The sequence below is a fragment of the Salinibacterium sp. 10G20-15 genome (assembly GCF_057365065.1).
This window is the reverse complement of record NZ_CP195118.1, coordinates 2475767-2490931: the sequence shown is the minus strand read 5'-3', so window position 1 is coordinate 2490931 and position 15165 is coordinate 2475767. Positions and strand designations below refer to the sequence as shown.

The 15165-nt window shown below is 60.9% G+C and carries 16 protein-coding genes; 4 read left to right on the top strand and 12 right to left on the bottom strand.

What is annotated here, in order from left to right; all coding sequences use genetic code 11:
• Nucleotides 1-9: 9 nt before the first annotated feature.
• Both ACR3YK_RS12045 and ACR3YK_RS12040 read right to left on the bottom strand, forming a co-directional pair.
• Nucleotides 10-1287 carry an APC family permease gene (locus ACR3YK_RS12045; RefSeq protein ID WP_486175086.1) on the bottom strand — a complete coding sequence of 426 codons (1278 nt, stop codon included), beginning with the start codon at nt 1285-1287 and terminating at the stop codon, nt 10-12.
• Between the two features lie 91 nt (nt 1288-1378).
• Nucleotides 1379-2317 carry a J domain-containing protein gene (locus ACR3YK_RS12040; protein WP_341619969.1) on the bottom strand — a complete coding sequence of 313 codons (939 nt, stop codon included), beginning with the start codon at nt 2315-2317 and terminating at the stop codon, nt 1379-1381.
• 121 nt (nt 2318-2438) lie between these two features.
• Between ACR3YK_RS12040 and ACR3YK_RS12035 the strand changes: the two genes are divergently transcribed.
• Nucleotides 2439-2924: a glutathione peroxidase gene (locus tag ACR3YK_RS12035; RefSeq protein ID WP_100389024.1), complete on the top strand. Its 486-nt coding sequence runs from the start codon at nt 2439-2441 to the stop codon at nt 2922-2924.
• A gap of 11 nt (nt 2925-2935) precedes the next feature.
• Nucleotides 2936-3220, top strand: coding sequence for a GNAT family N-acetyltransferase (locus tag ACR3YK_RS12030; RefSeq protein WP_100389023.1), 285 nt, complete (start codon nt 2936-2938; stop codon nt 3218-3220).
• Nucleotides 3221-3285: 65 nt separating this feature from the next.
• Here the strand turns inward: ACR3YK_RS12030 and ACR3YK_RS12025 are convergent, their stop codons facing one another.
• On the bottom strand, nt 3286-4857 hold the full coding sequence (locus ACR3YK_RS12025; RefSeq protein WP_486175085.1) for a transporter: 1572 nt from the start codon (nt 4855-4857) through the stop codon (nt 3286-3288).
• Nucleotides 4839-5612, bottom strand: a complete 774-nt coding sequence (locus ACR3YK_RS12020; protein WP_100389022.1) for an ABC transporter ATP-binding protein — start codon at nt 5610-5612, stop codon at nt 4839-4841. The genes ACR3YK_RS12025 and ACR3YK_RS12020 overlap by 19 nt, the downstream gene beginning before the upstream one ends.
• Before the next feature lie 124 nt (nt 5613-5736).
• Here ACR3YK_RS12020 and ACR3YK_RS12015 point away from each other — a divergent pair, with 124 nt between their 5' ends.
• The gene (locus ACR3YK_RS12015) at nt 5737-6258 is read left to right on the top strand and encodes an RNase H family protein (protein ID WP_100389021.1); all 522 of its coding nucleotides are present in this window, start codon (nt 5737-5739) and stop codon (nt 6256-6258) included.
• A gap of 79 nt (nt 6259-6337) precedes the next feature.
• Here ACR3YK_RS12015 and ACR3YK_RS12010 read toward each other — a convergent pair whose 3' ends face one another.
• The 5 genes from ACR3YK_RS12010 to ACR3YK_RS11990 form a co-directional block, all read right to left on the bottom strand.
• The gene (locus ACR3YK_RS12010) at nt 6338-7636 is read right to left on the bottom strand and encodes a M18 family aminopeptidase (RefSeq protein ID WP_486175084.1); all 1299 of its coding nucleotides are present in this window, start codon (nt 7634-7636) and stop codon (nt 6338-6340) included.
• A gap of 79 nt (nt 7637-7715) precedes the next feature.
• On the bottom strand, nt 7716-9035 hold the full coding sequence (locus ACR3YK_RS12005) for a GNAT family N-acetyltransferase (RefSeq protein ID WP_486175083.1): 1320 nt from the start codon (nt 9033-9035) through the stop codon (nt 7716-7718).
• Nucleotides 9036-9056: 21 nt separating this feature from the next.
• Nucleotides 9057-9806 carry a DarT ssDNA thymidine ADP-ribosyltransferase family protein gene (locus ACR3YK_RS12000; protein WP_486175082.1) on the bottom strand — a complete coding sequence of 250 codons (750 nt, stop codon included), beginning with the start codon at nt 9804-9806 and terminating at the stop codon, nt 9057-9059.
• A 51-nt stretch (nt 9807-9857) separates the two neighbouring features.
• On the bottom strand, nt 9858-10769 hold the full coding sequence (locus ACR3YK_RS11995; RefSeq protein WP_486175081.1) for a GAF domain-containing protein: 912 nt from the start codon (nt 10767-10769) through the stop codon (nt 9858-9860).
• 374 nt (nt 10770-11143) lie between these two features.
• Complete coding sequence (locus tag ACR3YK_RS11990) at nt 11144-11506, bottom strand: DUF5997 family protein (protein ID WP_486176414.1); 363 nt, start codon at nt 11504-11506, stop codon at nt 11144-11146.
• A 37-nt stretch (nt 11507-11543) separates the two neighbouring features.
• Between ACR3YK_RS11990 and ACR3YK_RS11985 the strand changes: the two genes are divergently transcribed.
• Complete coding sequence (locus ACR3YK_RS11985) at nt 11544-12254, top strand: LysR family transcriptional regulator substrate-binding protein (protein WP_486175080.1); 711 nt, start codon at nt 11544-11546, stop codon at nt 12252-12254.
• 40 nt (nt 12255-12294) lie between these two features.
• Here ACR3YK_RS11985 and ACR3YK_RS11980 read toward each other — a convergent pair whose 3' ends face one another.
• The 3 genes from ACR3YK_RS11980 to ACR3YK_RS11970 form a co-directional block, all read right to left on the bottom strand.
• Nucleotides 12295-12987 (bottom strand): GDSL-type esterase/lipase family protein, encoded by a 693-nt coding sequence (locus tag ACR3YK_RS11980; protein WP_486175079.1) that lies wholly within the window; start codon nt 12985-12987, stop codon nt 12295-12297.
• Nucleotides 12988-13226: 239 nt separating this feature from the next.
• Nucleotides 13227-14072, bottom strand: a complete 846-nt coding sequence (locus ACR3YK_RS11975; protein ID WP_486175078.1) for an ABC transporter permease — start codon at nt 14070-14072, stop codon at nt 13227-13229.
• Nucleotides 14069-15088 (bottom strand): ATP-binding cassette domain-containing protein, encoded by a 1020-nt coding sequence (locus ACR3YK_RS11970; protein ID WP_486175077.1) that lies wholly within the window; start codon nt 15086-15088, stop codon nt 14069-14071. Before ACR3YK_RS11970 ends, ACR3YK_RS11975 begins: the two co-directional genes overlap by 4 nt.
• Between the last annotated feature and the right edge of the window lie 77 nt (nt 15089-15165).

Below are 15165 nucleotides of genomic sequence, written 5' to 3'. Positions count from 1 at the left end.
AAAACTAGCCTATGTTCCATGGGTGAAAACTGGCCGAGACTGGCGATTAGAAAGCAAACGTACAGGAATCCCGACTGCCAGAACAACGACACCAACGGCGATGCCGATGAACGGGACCGTAGCGACCAGCAGTAAGCACGCGATCGCGCCGAGGATGTTTACTGCACGCGGGACACGACGCTGTGATGGCGGCTGCGTGTACGCCGCAACGTTCGCGACGAAGTAGTACAGCAGCACTCCGAACGAGGAGAAGGCGATCGCCCCGCGCACGTCGGCGATCAGAACGATGACGATCACCAGCGCAGCGACAACGAGTTCTGCGCGGTGAGGAACTGAGAATGTCGGATGCACGGCATCCAGCCACCGCGGCAGATCGCGTGTGCGCGCCATGGCTAGCGTGGTGCGCCCAATCCCCGCCATGAGCGCGAGTAATGCTCCCAGCGAGGCGAGAGCGGCCGTTATTGCCACGAGGGCCGATGCGTCGCCCCATCCCGTAACTGACAGCAAATCGTTGATCGGTGCCCGAGAGCTCGCGAGCTTGTCGGGGCCGAGAACCGTCAGGAGGGTTGCCCCGACCGCCGCGTAGAGAACCGCGGCAACGCCGAGGGCTCCCATGATGGCGCGAGGGATGGCGCGTTGTGGATCGCGTACTTCCTCCCCCAGCGTGGCGATGCGAGCGTAGCCCGCGAAAGCAAAGAAGAGGATGCCCGCCGACTGCAGAACTCCGTAGGTCTGGGGCGCCCCTGACGCTGTCTGCACGGCCGACGGGCTCGTCGAGGTATCGCCGGAGATCAGGACCAACGCTATGACGCCGACCAGCACGGCGACGAGGAACACGACGATGAGCTTGGTCGCTGATGCGGTGCGGGTTATTCCGCGCAGATTGACCGTGGTCACGATAACGACGGCCAGCACGGCGACGAGCTTCTCAGAGCCTGCGGGCGCAACATACGCGGCACAGATCAACGCCATCGCTGCACAGCTTGCCGTCTTGCCGACCACGAAGGACCAGCCCGCGAAGAATCCCCACCATGGGCCAAGTCGTTCGCGCCCGTAGACATATGTGCCACCGGCCACCGGATAGACCGCCGCGAGCTGCGCACTCGCCGAAGCGTTGAGCCACGCCACGAGAGCCGCGATCCCCAGCCCGATGAGTAACCCAGAGCCCGCAGCGAGAGCAGCCGGGGCGAAGGCGGCGAAGATGCCAGCACCAATCATCGAACCCAGTCCGATCACGGTGGCGTCGAAGACGCTGAGCCGTCGTGCCAGCGGGGCAGTGGTCTTCACGTGCACACCCTACTCCCACGAAGAATCGTAAGCGTTAAGCACGGAGAGATTGCGATGAACGATTGATAAAAAGGGGGTGAACCGCGAACCGCTATTCGACGAAACGGATGCCGCTAGTGAGTCGAGTGCGCACGTCGAAGAGTTCGTTGCCGCCAATGTCGCGCCCGCGGCCGAGCTCGGGGCCAGTGCGAAGTAAGTGCGCCAGCACGCTTTGCCGCACGACAACGGCGGGTTGCCCTTTGACCGTTCCGAGCGAGATCTGGGGTTGAGCTAGCGCGTCATCGGGCACCACGATCACGAAACAGGTGAAGTTGACCTTCAGTTGGCGGCTGATCGACTTGGCCCGCGCAGCTAGCTCGTGCATGGGCTTCTCTGGTGCGACGGCAGGGCCGATGAGTTCGCCGCGGCGAACCTTTACTTCGCCACCGAAGTCTTCAGAGAGCATCGCGAAGAGGCCAGTGGGGCCCAGCACGATGTGGTCGAGTTTGCGCTCCGGCGGCCCGGTCGAAACGTCGTGCCAGATCGTGTACCCAATGCCCAGATTGCTCACCGTTCGAGCAGTAGCTTCTTCAGCCAGGGCATCCGCGAGCGTGCGTCGAATTTCACGCGGAGCGCTGCGAACGAGGGCGGGGTCGTAGGGGTCGTCGAGCGTGACGCCACGACCGACCCACTCGCGCATGCTGTCGAGAAAACGTTCGCGACGCCAACCCCCCGGATGCCCGTGAGTGCGGGCGCGTGGGCGGGAGTCTTCGCGCGCTGCTGTCGACGGTCGTGAAGAGAAGGGCGAGGAACCTGCCGGGGTGCTGTGGGTGTTCGTGCGTGAACCGGCATCGTAGCGACGACGCTTCTCTGGGGTGCCCACCCGATCCCACGCATCCTGTACTGCAGCGAACTTGGTCGGGTCTCCCCCGGTGTCGGGATGCGTTTCTCGAAGTGCTCGACGGAACGCCTTCTTGAGCTCGACTTCGGTCGCCGATGCCTGAACACCAAGTACGTCGTACGCACTCGCTGACATGGGGCTATCGGGCATGAACTCACTCTCGGTGTACCGCGCGAAGCGCGAGTGCAGAAACTCCCACTTTAGCGAACGTCGCTGGCAACTTTCGGGATGTCGTGGGCGGGCGTTCAGACTGCGGGCGTAGTTTTATAGCGTGACCGAACTCCGAAATATTCCCCTCACCACTATTGATGGCAGCGAAACGACGCTGGCCGATTATCAAGACAAAGTGGTGCTCATCGTCAACGTGGCGTCGCGTTGTGGCCTGTCGCCGCAGTACGAGCAGCTCGAGCAGCTGCAGAAGACCTACGGGGACCGTGGTTTCACGGTTCTCGGATTTCCCAGCAACCAGTTCTTGCAGGAACTGGGCAGCGAAGATGCCATCAAGGAATACTGCACGATGACGTGGGGTGTGACCTTCCCCATGTTTGAGAAGGTCAAGCTCAATGGCAAGTCAGCTCACCCGCTGTACGCCGAGTTGAAGAAGACTGCTGACGGTGCCGGTAAGGCGGGGCGGGTCGCGTGGAACTTTGAAAAATTCTTGGTGACGCCCGGCAACGAAGTTAAGCGCTTCCGTCCGACTGTTGTTCCGGATGATCCGGCCATCGTCGGTGCAATTGAAGCCGCCCTTCCCGCCTAGGCTAGAGAGTTATGGCTACAGACTTTATTCATGAGAAGGATGCTGCCCGTTACGTCATGAACGTCGACGGTGCGCTTGTCGCTGTGGCGGATTACCGCACCAACGGAAGCTCCATCTCGTTCAATCACACGTACACCCAGCCGGCCCATCGGGGAAAAGGTTATGCCGCTGACCTCGTGAAGTTCGCGGTCGACGACGTCGAAGCGAATTCGTCGCTGCGTGTGTTGCCGATGTGCTGGTACGTCGCTGAATGGTTTGACCGCAACCCCGAGCGGGCTGAACTGCTGTCTCGCTAACGCCGCCCCGCCTCGGTGCCGCCTTTGTGCCGAAGCGCTCTGTCAGGCCGCGAGGGCAGCATCCGCTATTTCTGACGTTGCAACTGCACCAAAAGCTCGGGACCGCGATTGTCGAGCATCGTTCCGCCGACGCGCACCCCGATGACGAGAAAGACACTGCTCAGTACGAGCGCGACGGCTAGCGCTACCCATCCGAGGGCCTCGTTGAAAGTGGCGAACCCCACCAGCGCGATCACCATTTCGGGCAGCGCGAGCACGGCGAGAGCCGTCCATGACGCGAACATCGACAGCATCAGGGTGAATCCCCCGCCTGGCCGGGCCTTGAACGGGTTCTCGCCCGGAGCCGGAACCGAGAACGCGAAACGCCCCGACACGAGCGACGACAGTGCGAGTCCGGTGACGAGCAGACCGAGCGAGATGCCGAGCATCCCCACCAGGCGGTCTCCGCTATCGCTGATCCACACGCTTGCCACCGTCAGGATGATGGTCGTGGGTACTGCGAACACGCTCACCGCGATCACTCGTCCCCAGCGGTCGGCGCGCCCGCTCACAGCCGTCTGTAAGTGCAAACTGAAGGCTGTGTTGTCGTAGGAGACATCGGTGTAGATAGACATCCCGAGTAACACCGCGACGATGGGACCAACGAAGAGCAGTCCGCTGAGATCGCCACTGGCTCCGGTATAGAAGAAGACAATCGCTGGCACGAGCGGAACGCTGATGAGCGACTGGGCGTAGCGAGGGTCGCGTGCCCAGTACGTCAGCGACCGGGCCGCAACGGCGCCTGTCGGAGTTCCCGAGAACACCGCAAACCAGCCCAATCCCCGTCGGGCTCCCCCGGTGGCCGTTGAGACGGCTGGACGTTCGAGCGCGCGGTCGAGAGCCCAGCGCCAGACAGCGGTGGATGCCACCAGAGTCGCGATACCGACGAGGGCGTGGAGCGCAGCGAGTCCGGGGCGCCCCGTAGCAAGATCGCCGGGGACCGCCCAGATCGCGCCGAACGGAGTCCAGGACACGACATCCGAAATGATCGGCAGGAGGGAACGGAATTCGCGAAAGAGAGTCGACACCGCCAGGATCGCTGGGCCGAGCAGCAGCAACGGGATGAGTACGAGAACCGTCTTTGCTTCTCGAGCGCGGCGCCCCGACGAGATGCGCACCGTGAGCGCTGCGAGCATCCGAGAGCCCACAACGCACGTGAGCGCACCGATAATCGCGCAAATTACCGCAACGACGGCGATTGCAGGCGTGTGCCACCAGACGAGGCTCGTCGCCAGCGCGGCCAACGTCGTGATGATGCCGGGAACGCCAAGCACGCCGCTGATAGCGAGGGCGAGCAGTAACGTACGAATCGGGATAGGGAAGGTCGCTAGCTTCGCGGGTTCGACGGTCTCGTCGATACCTGAACTCAGGAGGGGCAAGAAGGTCCACCCCAGAACCAGTACAGCGCCACCTAAGACCGTTACGGTGCGGCCCAATTCCTCGGGGGCAGCGCTCAAAAAGAGCAGGCCGACGACGGCGAGGAACAGCATGGCGAGGCCGTACATGGTGCCCAGCCCTACAGCGACCGCTTGCCACGGGCTGCGGGTCAGAGAATTGGCGAGCAGCCGAAAGCGCAGCCTTATGAGATGCGCAACCATTCCGGGCCCTTTCCGTGACGGCGGCCACCGACGAGCTCGACGAATCGGTCTTCGAGCGTGGACGACCCGCGCACTTCATCAGTTGTTCCGGATGCCAGCACTCGGCCATCGGCGATGACGGCGACATGGTCGCACATCCGTTGCACGAGGTCCATGGCGTGGCTCGACACGATGACAGTGCCGCCGGATTCCACGAAGCCATGCAAAATGTCGCGGATATTGGCTCCAGAAACCGGATCGACTGATTCGAACGGTTCGTCGAGTACGAGCAACTGGGGTGCGTGAATCAGCGCACAGGCCAAGGCAATCTTCTTAGTCATGCCGGCGGAATAGTCGACGACGAGCGTTCCGCTCACGGAGTCGAGGTCGAAGAGGTCAAGCAGATCGGCAGCGCGTTCGGCCACGACGGTACGCTCCATCCCGCTCAAGAGGCCAGCGTAAGTGACCAGTTGGAGTCCCGTGAGACGATCAAAGAGTCGAACACCGTCGCTCAATACGCCGATCCGTCGTTTGGCGTCAACCAGATTGCTCCAGACATCGAGACCGTGCACGGAGACCGAGCCGGCGTCTGGGCGCAGCAAGCCAGTGGCCATGGAGAGGGTGGTCGTTTTGCCAGCCCCGTTAGGGCCGACGAGGCCAAAGAACGAGCCGCGAGGCACGGTGAGGTTTACGGAATCAACCGCAAGTTTCTCGCCAAAGCGCTTCGTCAGTCCAGTGATTTCGAGCGCGGGGGCAAGAGGCGGGTTTTCGGGCACAGGTCTACCCTAAAACCGATCTGCGCTCAGAGCATGGAACGCCGCAGAATCTGTGACGATAACCAGCTACTAGAGTCGAGGGGACGCGATTTTTCTGACTTCGCGAGCTCCACGAAAGGGTGACATGACGATTACTGCTGCTGCTGATGGCTCCGCGCTCGGCAACCCCGGCCCGGCTGGATGGGCGTGGTACGTCGACGACAACACGTGGGCTGCCGGTGGCTGGGATCATGCCACCAACAATCAGGGCGAGCTCATGGCCGTGCTGCAACTGTTTCGCGCAACGGCGCACGTCGATGATGACCTTCTCATCCTGTGCGACAGCCAATACGTGATCAACTCCGTAACCAAGTGGATGCCCGGCTGGAAGAAGAAGGGCTGGCGCAAAGGCGACGGTAAGCCCGTCATGAACGTTGATCTCATCAAACAGATCGATGAAGCCATTACTGGTCGTCGCTACCGCTTCGAATGGGTGCGCGGGCACGTGGGGCATCCGCTCAACGAAGCCGCCGATGTGAGGGCTCGAGGCGCAGCCGAAGCGTTCCAACGCGGAACGGTATGCCCCGTCGGACCTGGTTACCCCGGTGCCTCGGCCACGGATGCAAGCCTGCCTGGCGCAGCGGACGAGATCGCTCCCCTGTTCTAGAGCGCGGTGCTGTCGCGGGGTGTTCCGCGCGACAGCACCAACGCAGTCGCACTGTGCGACTGCGTAACTGCGTGAGGGCTTACTCCGGCGCGAAGAACGCGGCGATTGCGTTGCTGAGCGCGATTGGGTCGGCGACGCCACACATTTCACGCGCTGAGTGCATGGAGAGCAGCGGCAAACCTACATCGATGGTGCGAATGCCGAGACGCGTAGCGGTGATCGGGCCGATCGTGGATCCACAGGGCATGTCGTTATTGGAGACGAACTCTTGGTACTCGACGCCCGCTTGGCGGCAAGCGCGAGCCCACTCTGCGGCGCCGGGGCCATCAGTGGCGTAGCGCTGGTTAGCGTTGATCTTGAGAAGTGGTCCTCCGCCTAGGCGCGGACGGTTAGCGGGATCGTGGCGCTCCGGGTAGTTGGGGTGTGCAGCGTGACCGGCATCAGACGAGAGGCACCATGACTCGGCGACAGCGCGCATCCGGTCCGTTTCAGAACCGCCAAGACCGGCGCTAATGCGAGCGATGAGGTCGGCAAGGAACGGCCCACCGGCACCCGATCGTGAGGCCGAGCCAATCTCTTCGTGGTCGAAGGCAACGAACAGCGGAATCTGGTCGAGCTTCGTGTCGAGCCCCAGAAGTGCGACGAGACCCGCGTGCACTGACGACAGATTGTCGAGGCGTCCGGAGGCAAAGAGGGCGTCATCGAGACCGAAGACGGCGGGAGCCGCGGTATCGGCGACGACGATGTCATAGCCGTCGATGTCATCCGCCGAGCGGTTCGTGGCTTTAGACGAGAGGATGGATGCGAGGTGGCCGAGCACGTCGGCGTCGTCGCGTTCGCCGAGACCAAACATCGGGTTCATGTGCGCTTGACGCTTGAGCGTGAGCTTGTCGTTGACGCCGCGATCCAAGTGAATAGCCAACTGCGGGAACCTCAAGAGCGGTCCGGTACGCACCAGTTCAGTGCTGCCGTCGCGGAAGGTGACTCGTCCCGCAAATTCGAGCTCTCGGTCAAGCCACGAGTTGAGCAGCGGGCCGCCGTAGATCTCGACGCCAGCCTGCAATACGCCTTCCGAGCCGGTCGTGGGCTTCGGCTTCAGCTTGAAACTCGGCGAGTCAGTGTGAGCCCCAAGGATGCGGAACGGGGTCGTGCTGACAGCCTTAGTCGGCTGAACCCACGCTGCGATCGCACCATCACGAATGACGAAGTACTTAGCCGCCTTGCGTGTGCGCGAGCCGTTCCAGTCATCGGCTTCATGAAGCTGAGTGAAACCAGCCTCCCGCAAGCGGCGTGCGGCTTCGGCTACCGCATGAAACGACGACGGCGAAGCGGCGACAAAAGAAGCAAGATCATGGACGTGATTCAGGGCAGCAGTCATGCGCCTATTCTCGCACCCCTCGCCGAGCCTTTCCTCCCGCGGTGCGTGTCGTCAGCGCGCCTGCACGGGCGGCGACTGACTAAAACCAGACGCTCAACCAGGGAGTGGTCGGCGAGTGGAAAATACGCTCGATAGCGGCTCCCGCGCCCGGATTGAGTTCACCAATGCGACCGGCAGCAATCAGGGATGACGCGGACACTCCCCCGAGGTACAGCGAGCTGAGTTCATTCACCGAGAGTGACACTGCTGGCACGCCTTCGGGAAGATTTTCGACGCGGCTCGCCGTTGGCATCCCCTGATCGTCGGTCTGCAGCACGAAGCGACCGTTCGCGAAGCCGAGCGCGTCGCTGACCTCGAAAGCGATCATGCCCGCGCCGGAATACGATCGAGCGTTCAGCGAAGCCGGTACATCGAGGATGCGCAACCACAGGTGATCGATGGGCGACACGCGTGCCGCCCGCATGTCAGAAAGCAACCACAGCAAGGGTTCGCCGACCGAACGCAGTTCTGCTTTGACCTCACGAACGAGGTCGACCTCGAGGACGTAACGCCAGAGTGCCTCATAGGCTTCGGGAGTTTCGGCGAGCAAGTAGTCAACCGTGAGTGTGTGGTTGGTGAAATCGAGACCTCCACCGGCGACCCGATATACGACGAACCCGCGCGCAGTGCCGTCTTCGTCATCGAAGCGAACCACTCGAGTGTTTTTGGTGTACTCCTCGTCACCGGGCGCAGTTCCTGCAATTTGCTCCCAACGCAACGGCCAGACATTGATCTGGCCGGGAGTGGAGAGTCGGATGCGTTCGAACACCGTGGGAGCTTCGGCGACAAATACCGATGGTGCAACATGCTGGAGCACACCGCGACGTTCGCGTACGGGAATCGTCGCCCGTGTGGTGTCGATGGTGAGGTCGGCAGCGAACACCGCTTGACCGAAACCGAAGCGGCCGTAAATTGTGGATTCCGAGACCGTGAGGGTGGCCATCGGTAGTCCCATATCCACAGCGGAACGCAGCTCGCCCTCCAGCAGGGCTCGGGCGATACCGCGACGCCGGTGAGTGGGCGACACCGTTACCGAACTAATGGCCCACGCATCGATACTGCGGTTTCCCGGAACAGTGACCTGTTCGGTCCAGGAACTCACCGTGGCGACCGGAACCTCTGGGGCAACGAGACGGTCATCCCAGACGCCGATAGTGCGGCGGTACGTGATGCCGGCGAAGCCCGAGTCGATCTGCTCTTTCGACATCGCGGGGCCGTGAAAACCGCGGGAGTCAGCCTGAAACCATGCCTCGAAGGCAGCACGGTTAGACGTATCTACGAGATCGTACTTGAGACCGTTCGCAGCGAGAGAAGCAGCCGATGTCGCATCAACGGGGTGGTGAGCAAAGTCGTTGGTCATGCATCAACGCTATCGTGAACCCTACTGAATGAACCATGGCGGATAAACGGCGACTTTTGTCTTGAATGAAGCGCCGTTGAGCAGTGCCTTTACACGCTCGCGGGCTTTGTCGCTGGCGACACCGACGAGTTGAACATCGTCAAACGCGAAGGAACCGTGAATGAGAACTTCGGCATCAGCGGTGAGCTCCTCGGCGCGCACAGCGCCGAGCATACGTGTGATGGATGCTTCGTCCGTTGCGAAACGAGTAAGGCTTGCCGCTGCATCGCCATCCGCGAGTACGGCACTGTCTCCGAGAGCACGCACAGTGCTGACCAAGAAAACGAAGTCGGTGGCGCTGGCGTTGCGAGCAGCATCCGACCAGCGTGGTTCAGTAGCACCCGCACGAAGCTCTCGCCATGAAACGGATTCTGGCACCAAACTGAAAGGCACATAACTGTCGACAGACTCACCGGTGCCGAGTGCTGCAGTGTTTCGAAGTTCGCGGGTGAGCGGCGAGCTCACATCGAAGACTGAATCGTCGAGTGATGCCGCGGCAACGAGTTGACCCGCGCGAAGAATGCTGTCGAGGTTACTGATATGCGTAACGTGATAAACGCGTTGGTCCGAGAGGGAAGGAATCTTAGCGCTAGAGGTGCGAGGCGCTCCGGCGACCCTTTTGGTACGGGGCGAGCTGCTGGCACGGGATGCGGGCTTGGCGGGAACTGCTTGGGGAAAGCACGAATCGCACAATCCGTGTTCAAAGCCGTGGATGCACTCGGTGCCAGACATAGGGTCCTCTCTCGGAGTTCAGAAATGACCTCCGTATCCAAGGTACGGCAATTATCGGCGCTGTATTGCCGCTTCGGCTCGGCGCGCGAGTTCGCGCAGGAGCGTTTCGTGACTCAAATCGAACCGGCGTGGGCCGGTGTCGAAGACGCACACTGCCCCGACTATCTCGCCGTTGGGCGCAGTAATGGGAAAGCCAGCGTAAAAACGGATGCGCGGCCCGCGCACAACCCACGGATGGGCAGCGAACCGCTCATCTTTCAGGGTGTCTTCAAGCACCACGAGGCCCCGAGTCGTGAATGCACGGCTGCAAAATGCTCCGGCTTCTGCCCGCCGCATATCGCCCACCCCGGAGGTGGACGTAAACCAATGGGCTTCGTGATCGTGAAACGTGACGGCCGCACCCGTTGTATCGAAAAGCACGCGAGCAGAGTTCATTATTTCGGCCAGAGTCGTAGCAACTGACGGCTTTGTGAGAATAGTGCCGTCGAGCCCTCCGCGTGCGCCCGTGATGGAGGGCGTTGAGGACGGAGGCACCGCGACGCGAGCGAGGTGAGCAGCTACAACTGGCGCAAGCTCGTGAGCCCAATGGGCATACATCGGGCTGTCGAGGGAGATCTCCTTCGTTCCCGCCCGCGCTGTGGCGGGCACAAACGTTGCGCTGCTGTGCGAAGAACACAGCTGTTCGCTGATTGCATTCAGGTTGTTGATGTTGCCGTTGACGATGGAAAGCAGCGGAGCTGGGAGCGAGACAAACTCGTCGATCGGAGCGATTCCGAGGATAAAGGTGTGCAGAGCGCCAGCGTCAGCCTCGTGAATGGTCTCGAAAAGCGCCGCGAGGTCACGCCGCCAACTGAAGAGTGAACGTAATCGCAGGACTTCTCCCCCACCGAGGGTGAGTACAAGCGCGTCGAATCGGTCCAAGCTTGCCCAGTTGATCACAACGCCGACATCAGCGGCGGACATCGTCGGGTCCGACACAATATCAACGCTGCAGCCTCGGCGGGTGAGCGCCGATAACGCGCGCGCGAGGTGGCCTCCAAGACCTAGTTGATGAGTGTGAACGCCTAGTCCGGAGGACTTGCCTGGGCCCACCAGCAAAATCCTGTCAGGGTCTGGGCCGACTGCTTCGGCGCGCGGATCATCTCTCGGTGCAACGAGCGCGCGCCAACGCTGCGGATAGACCGCGAGCCACAGAGAAATTATTGGCCACGCCAGTAGCGCGGCAACGCTACGAAACAATCACGTCCCCACCTGAACGCCCAGACACGAGCGACCTAGGCTGTTCAGTATAGAGCTGAATACTTGTCAATACCAGTGAGGATGTGCAAAAAGTGGGACTAGCTACGAGCAGCTTTCGCCGCGCGTTCAGTCTTGATGCGAGCATTCTCTTCATTGACGGCAGCATGGGTGGCGCGCTCGACGGCAAGCCATTCTGGCATCTCGACCAATAGCGCTTTGATCTCTGCAGTCGTCATAACATCGGGGGCTCCCGCACGAACAAGTCCGGAAGCGGACACCCCAAGCTTTTGGGCTACCACTAGTCGAGGATGGGGCCCGTCGGCGCGCAACTGAGTGAGCCACTCGGGTGGAGTGGCGAGAAGTTCAGCAAAGTCTTCGCGGCTAATCTCGGAACTACGGAATTCTTCCGGAGTTGCCGGGAGATATATTCCCAGCTTCTTGGCGACGGTTGCGGGCTTCATGGTCTGGACTGGCACACCCCAAGACTAACCTGAAGACATGCCCACATCATTCACTGTCGCTTTTGTTCTTGGGGCGACGCCTGGCAAATGGTCGCGGGTCTGGCGCGAGCGACTCCCTGGTGTGCCCATTGACCTCATTCCTTGCGAGCAAAAGGAAGCCTTGGCGTTGCTCGCGCGGGGCGACGCGGATGTAGCCCTCGTACGTTTGCCCATTGACCTCGCCATGGAGAGTGATCGTCCTCTCGCGGCGATTCCGCTCTACACCGAACGAGCTGTCGCTGTGATCCCGAAAGATCATGAACTCGCGGAGCTCAATGAAGTGACCCTAGCTGAGCTTGATTCCGTGCATGTTGTTGAGGGTGAGTGGCGCGACGCGGTGGAGTTGGTGGCGGCGAACATCGGCGTTGCGCTGATTCCGCAGGCTGTAGCTCGGGCCCTGATGCGCAAGGACGTCGTTTCTCGTATTGTCAGCGATGGTCCTGAGTGGCAAGTAGCGGTGGCTTGGCGAGACGGCTCGGTGGATCCTCTCGTTGAAGAATTCGTTGGAATTGTGAGAGGACGCACGGCGAGAAGCTCGCGTGGCACTGCCGGCGCGGTAGGGGCAGAGTCCGCACGACCAACTGCGCGAGCATCCCGGGCGGGTACACCGTCGTCGCAGTCCGCCGCTGGCAGGAAAGCTGGCGGCAAGGGGCGCGTTAGCCGCTCCGATCGACCTTCTTCTGGCCGTCACAAGCGCCGTAAGAGGTAGGGACTTAGACCGGCGCGGCGCCGTCGGAGTCGTCCGATTGTTAAAGACGTGAAACGATTCCAGGCACAAGGGCTCCTGCCCACTCTTGATATCGCGAGCGACCCTCGATTTTCTCTGCATCCTCCGCTTCGGGCTGGAACTCGACGCGATGGACACGGTTATGTGACTCTGTGATTGCGCGCAGCTCTCTATTGAACTCCACCGTGGCGCGAGCGATGCGTCTCCGATAGAACGCGGCGAAAGTGGACATCTTCGGGGTGGTGCAGTCGACGACAAAGACTTGGCAGTGTGGTGGGACTGCTGCGAGCACGTCAACAACAAGATTCCGAAGTTGAGCGCCCCACTGGTGGGCGGGCATGAAGGTTAGTATTTCGAAAGTGCCCAATGAGAGCACAACGAGGTCGGTATCGGCAAGAACATGGGGAGGAAGTTGGGTTCGTGCCTTGCGAGTGTTGATTCCGGGCGCCGTGACGACTGTAATCTCGGTGCCTCGTTGGGTATGGGCGGTCAGCGTACGAGCCAGAGAGCCGCCCAGAGCGAGCTCATGTGAGGCTACGCCATAGCCGACCACAATTCCGGAACCACACAGCACTGCTTTATATGGGCGCGGGCCGTCGGCGCGAACGACTGCATCTCCTTTGGGATGGGGAAAGCCACGCCATGAATTCGGTGAAACACGCACCCACACGATCAGGAACGCCTTCATGACGACGTGTTCGAGGGTGGCGAACATTTCGCAGACTCCGTTTCGGGTAACGCCGGGCCTCGCTGAGGGGGTGAGGTTCAGCGTAAGCTGCCGGCGGGACGGGCAGCTCCAATTACGCGAACATTACCACCGAAGAAACATCGTTCCTATAGTAAAAGTTGAAATGATCACGCTCTCACTGCCTTGAGCTCGCACGGTAGTGCCCCGCCGTCACTCGTGAGATTCTTCAGGCGTGCTCGCGAGGTCGCTGTGGTGCCTCGATGCTGTCAGCGGCTGCTGATGCTCGCAAACTTACGCACGGCTAGAGGTACGAAGATTGCAAGCATGACCACGATTCCGATCAGCACAGTGAGTACCGGATGTTGCTGGGACCAGACGTCGGATTGTGCCGACCCCGCGGGAGTGTTGCCAAAGAGTTCGCGGGCCGCCTGCACGAGAGCAGAAACAGGATTGAACTCAGCAAACACCCGGAGTGGTGTAGGCAGGGTCTCAGCAGGCACGAAGGCATTTGAAATGAAGGTCAACGGAAAGAGAACCAAGAACGAAACGTTGTTGATGACTTCAGGGCTGCGAACGCTCATGCCGATAAAGGCCATGACCCAAGAAAGTGCATAGGCAAAAAGCAAAAGCAGGGCAATGGCAGCAAGGGCTTCGAAGGGGCTCGACTTGATGCGCCACCCGACAATTAATCCCGTTGCCATCATCACGACCATTGAGATCGAGTTGATAAGCAGATCACCGTTGGTGCGGCCCACGAGAACTGCAGAGGGGCTCATGGGTAGGGTGCGAAAACGGTCGATGATTCCGTCTTTAAGATCTTGCGCCATCGCCGATCCGGAGTAGGTCGAGCCGAAGACAACGGTCTGGGCAAAGATGCCGGCCATGATGAATTCTGTATAAGTGCTGCCGGGGATGTCGATGACGCCGGCATAGACATAGGTGAAGAGCAGCACAAACATAATGGGCTGCAGTGTTGTAAAGACCAGGATATCGGGAACACGCTTGATCTTGATGAGGTTGCGTCGAGTGGTGATCCAGCCGTCGTTGAACCAATTCAGCACGGGCGAGTCGGCGGTGGGGCTCGGTGTCGTTGTCGGAATGGTGGCGGTCATTTCTGGGCTTTCTGTGCTGATGCTGCTTCGGTATTTTCTGCGTCATTTGCCGCTGAACTGTCAGCGCTTGCGGCGTGACCGGTGAGCTTCAAGAAAACATCATCGAGGGTGGGGCGACGCATGCCGGCGTCATAGAGCGGGATGCCGCGGCTGGCAAACTCGGTAAGGATGAGCTGCAGTGCTGCAGGGGCATCTTCCGCGTTGACGGTAAACCCGCGACCGTCGAGACTCACGGCAGGTTCGGTGCTGCCGAACCGGGTGAGGATTTCGCGGGCTGCGCTCGCGTCATCCTGAGACACCAGGCTGAGTTCGACGCGTTGACCCCCGATAGACGCTTTGAGCTCGTCTGAAGTGCCCTTGGCAATGACTTTGCCGTCGTCGATCACAGAGATGCTGTCGGCGAGCTGGTCGGCCTCTTCGAGGTATTGAGTGGTGAGGAGCACCGTGGTGCCCTCCCCCACGAGTGTGGTGATGATCTCCCACATACCAATGCGGCTGCGGGGGTCTAGCCCGGTGGTCGGCTCGTCGAGAAAGAGCACCGGCGGGCGCATTACCAGGGCACCCGCGAGGTCGATGCGACGACGCATGCCGCCGGAGAAACCTTTGACGGGGCGGTTTTGGGCTTCGGTGAGGTCGAAGAGTTCGATAAGCTCTCGCGCTCGTGCCCGCGACTGCTTGGCGCCGAGGTGGTAAAGCCGGCCTACCATATCGAGGTTTTCGAAGCCAGTGAGGTTTTCGTCAACGGCCGCATATTGCCCGGAAACCCCGATCATGGGGCGAATGCGTTCCGGCGATGCGATCACATCGACGCCGTTGATCGTTGCTGTACCGGAATCGGGGCGTGTCAGTGTGGTGAGAACCTTGACGGTGGTGGTTTTGCCCGCACCGTTAGGGCCGAGAAGCGCCGTCACGGTGCCCTGCGGAACCTCGAGATTGAGGCCATCGAGAGCGTGCACGGGGGAAGCGCCTTTTGGCGTGTACGTCTTCTTGAGATCTACTGCTTCGATATAACTCACGAGGTAACGGTAAGCGATCGCACCGACATTCGAAAGACACGCCGGTGGATGTCGTACGCAATTGACACACTCGAACA

Bases quoted from the DNA above. Each gene is read 5' to 3' on its own strand.
- ACR3YK_RS12040 (WP_341619969.1), bottom strand. From the start codon at position 2,317: ATGCCCGATAGCCCCATGTCAGCGAGTGCGTACGACGTACTTGGTGTT.
- ACR3YK_RS12030 (WP_100389023.1), top strand. From the start codon at position 2,936: ATGGCTACAGACTTTATTCATGAGAAGGATGCTGCCCGTTACGTCATG.
- ACR3YK_RS12025 (WP_486175085.1), bottom strand. From the start codon at position 4,857: ATGGTTGCGCATCTCATAAGGCTGCGCTTTCGGCTGCTCGCCAATTCT.
- ACR3YK_RS12015 (WP_100389021.1), top strand. From the start codon at position 5,737: ATGACGATTACTGCTGCTGCTGATGGCTCCGCGCTCGGCAACCCCGGC.
- ACR3YK_RS12010 (WP_486175084.1), bottom strand. From the start codon at position 7,636: ATGACTGCTGCCCTGAATCACGTCCATGATCTTGCTTCTTTTGTCGCC.
- ACR3YK_RS12005 (WP_486175083.1), bottom strand. From the start codon at position 9,035: ATGACCAACGACTTTGCTCACCACCCCGTTGATGCGACATCGGCTGCT.
- ACR3YK_RS12000 (WP_486175082.1), bottom strand. From the start codon at position 9,806: ATGTCTGGCACCGAGTGCATCCACGGCTTTGAACACGGATTGTGCGAT.
- ACR3YK_RS11995 (WP_486175081.1), bottom strand. From the start codon at position 10,769: ATGTCCGCCGCTGATGTCGGCGTTGTGATCAACTGGGCAAGCTTGGAC.
- ACR3YK_RS11990 (WP_486176414.1), bottom strand. From the start codon at position 11,506: ATGAAGCCCGCAACCGTCGCCAAGAAGCTGGGAATATATCTCCCGGCA.
- ACR3YK_RS11985 (WP_486175080.1), top strand. From the start codon at position 11,544: ATGCCCACATCATTCACTGTCGCTTTTGTTCTTGGGGCGACGCCTGGC.
- ACR3YK_RS11980 (WP_486175079.1), bottom strand. From the start codon at position 12,987: ATGTTCGCCACCCTCGAACACGTCGTCATGAAGGCGTTCCTGATCGTG.
- ACR3YK_RS11975 (WP_486175078.1), bottom strand. From the start codon at position 14,072: ATGACCGCCACCATTCCGACAACGACACCGAGCCCCACCGCCGACTCG.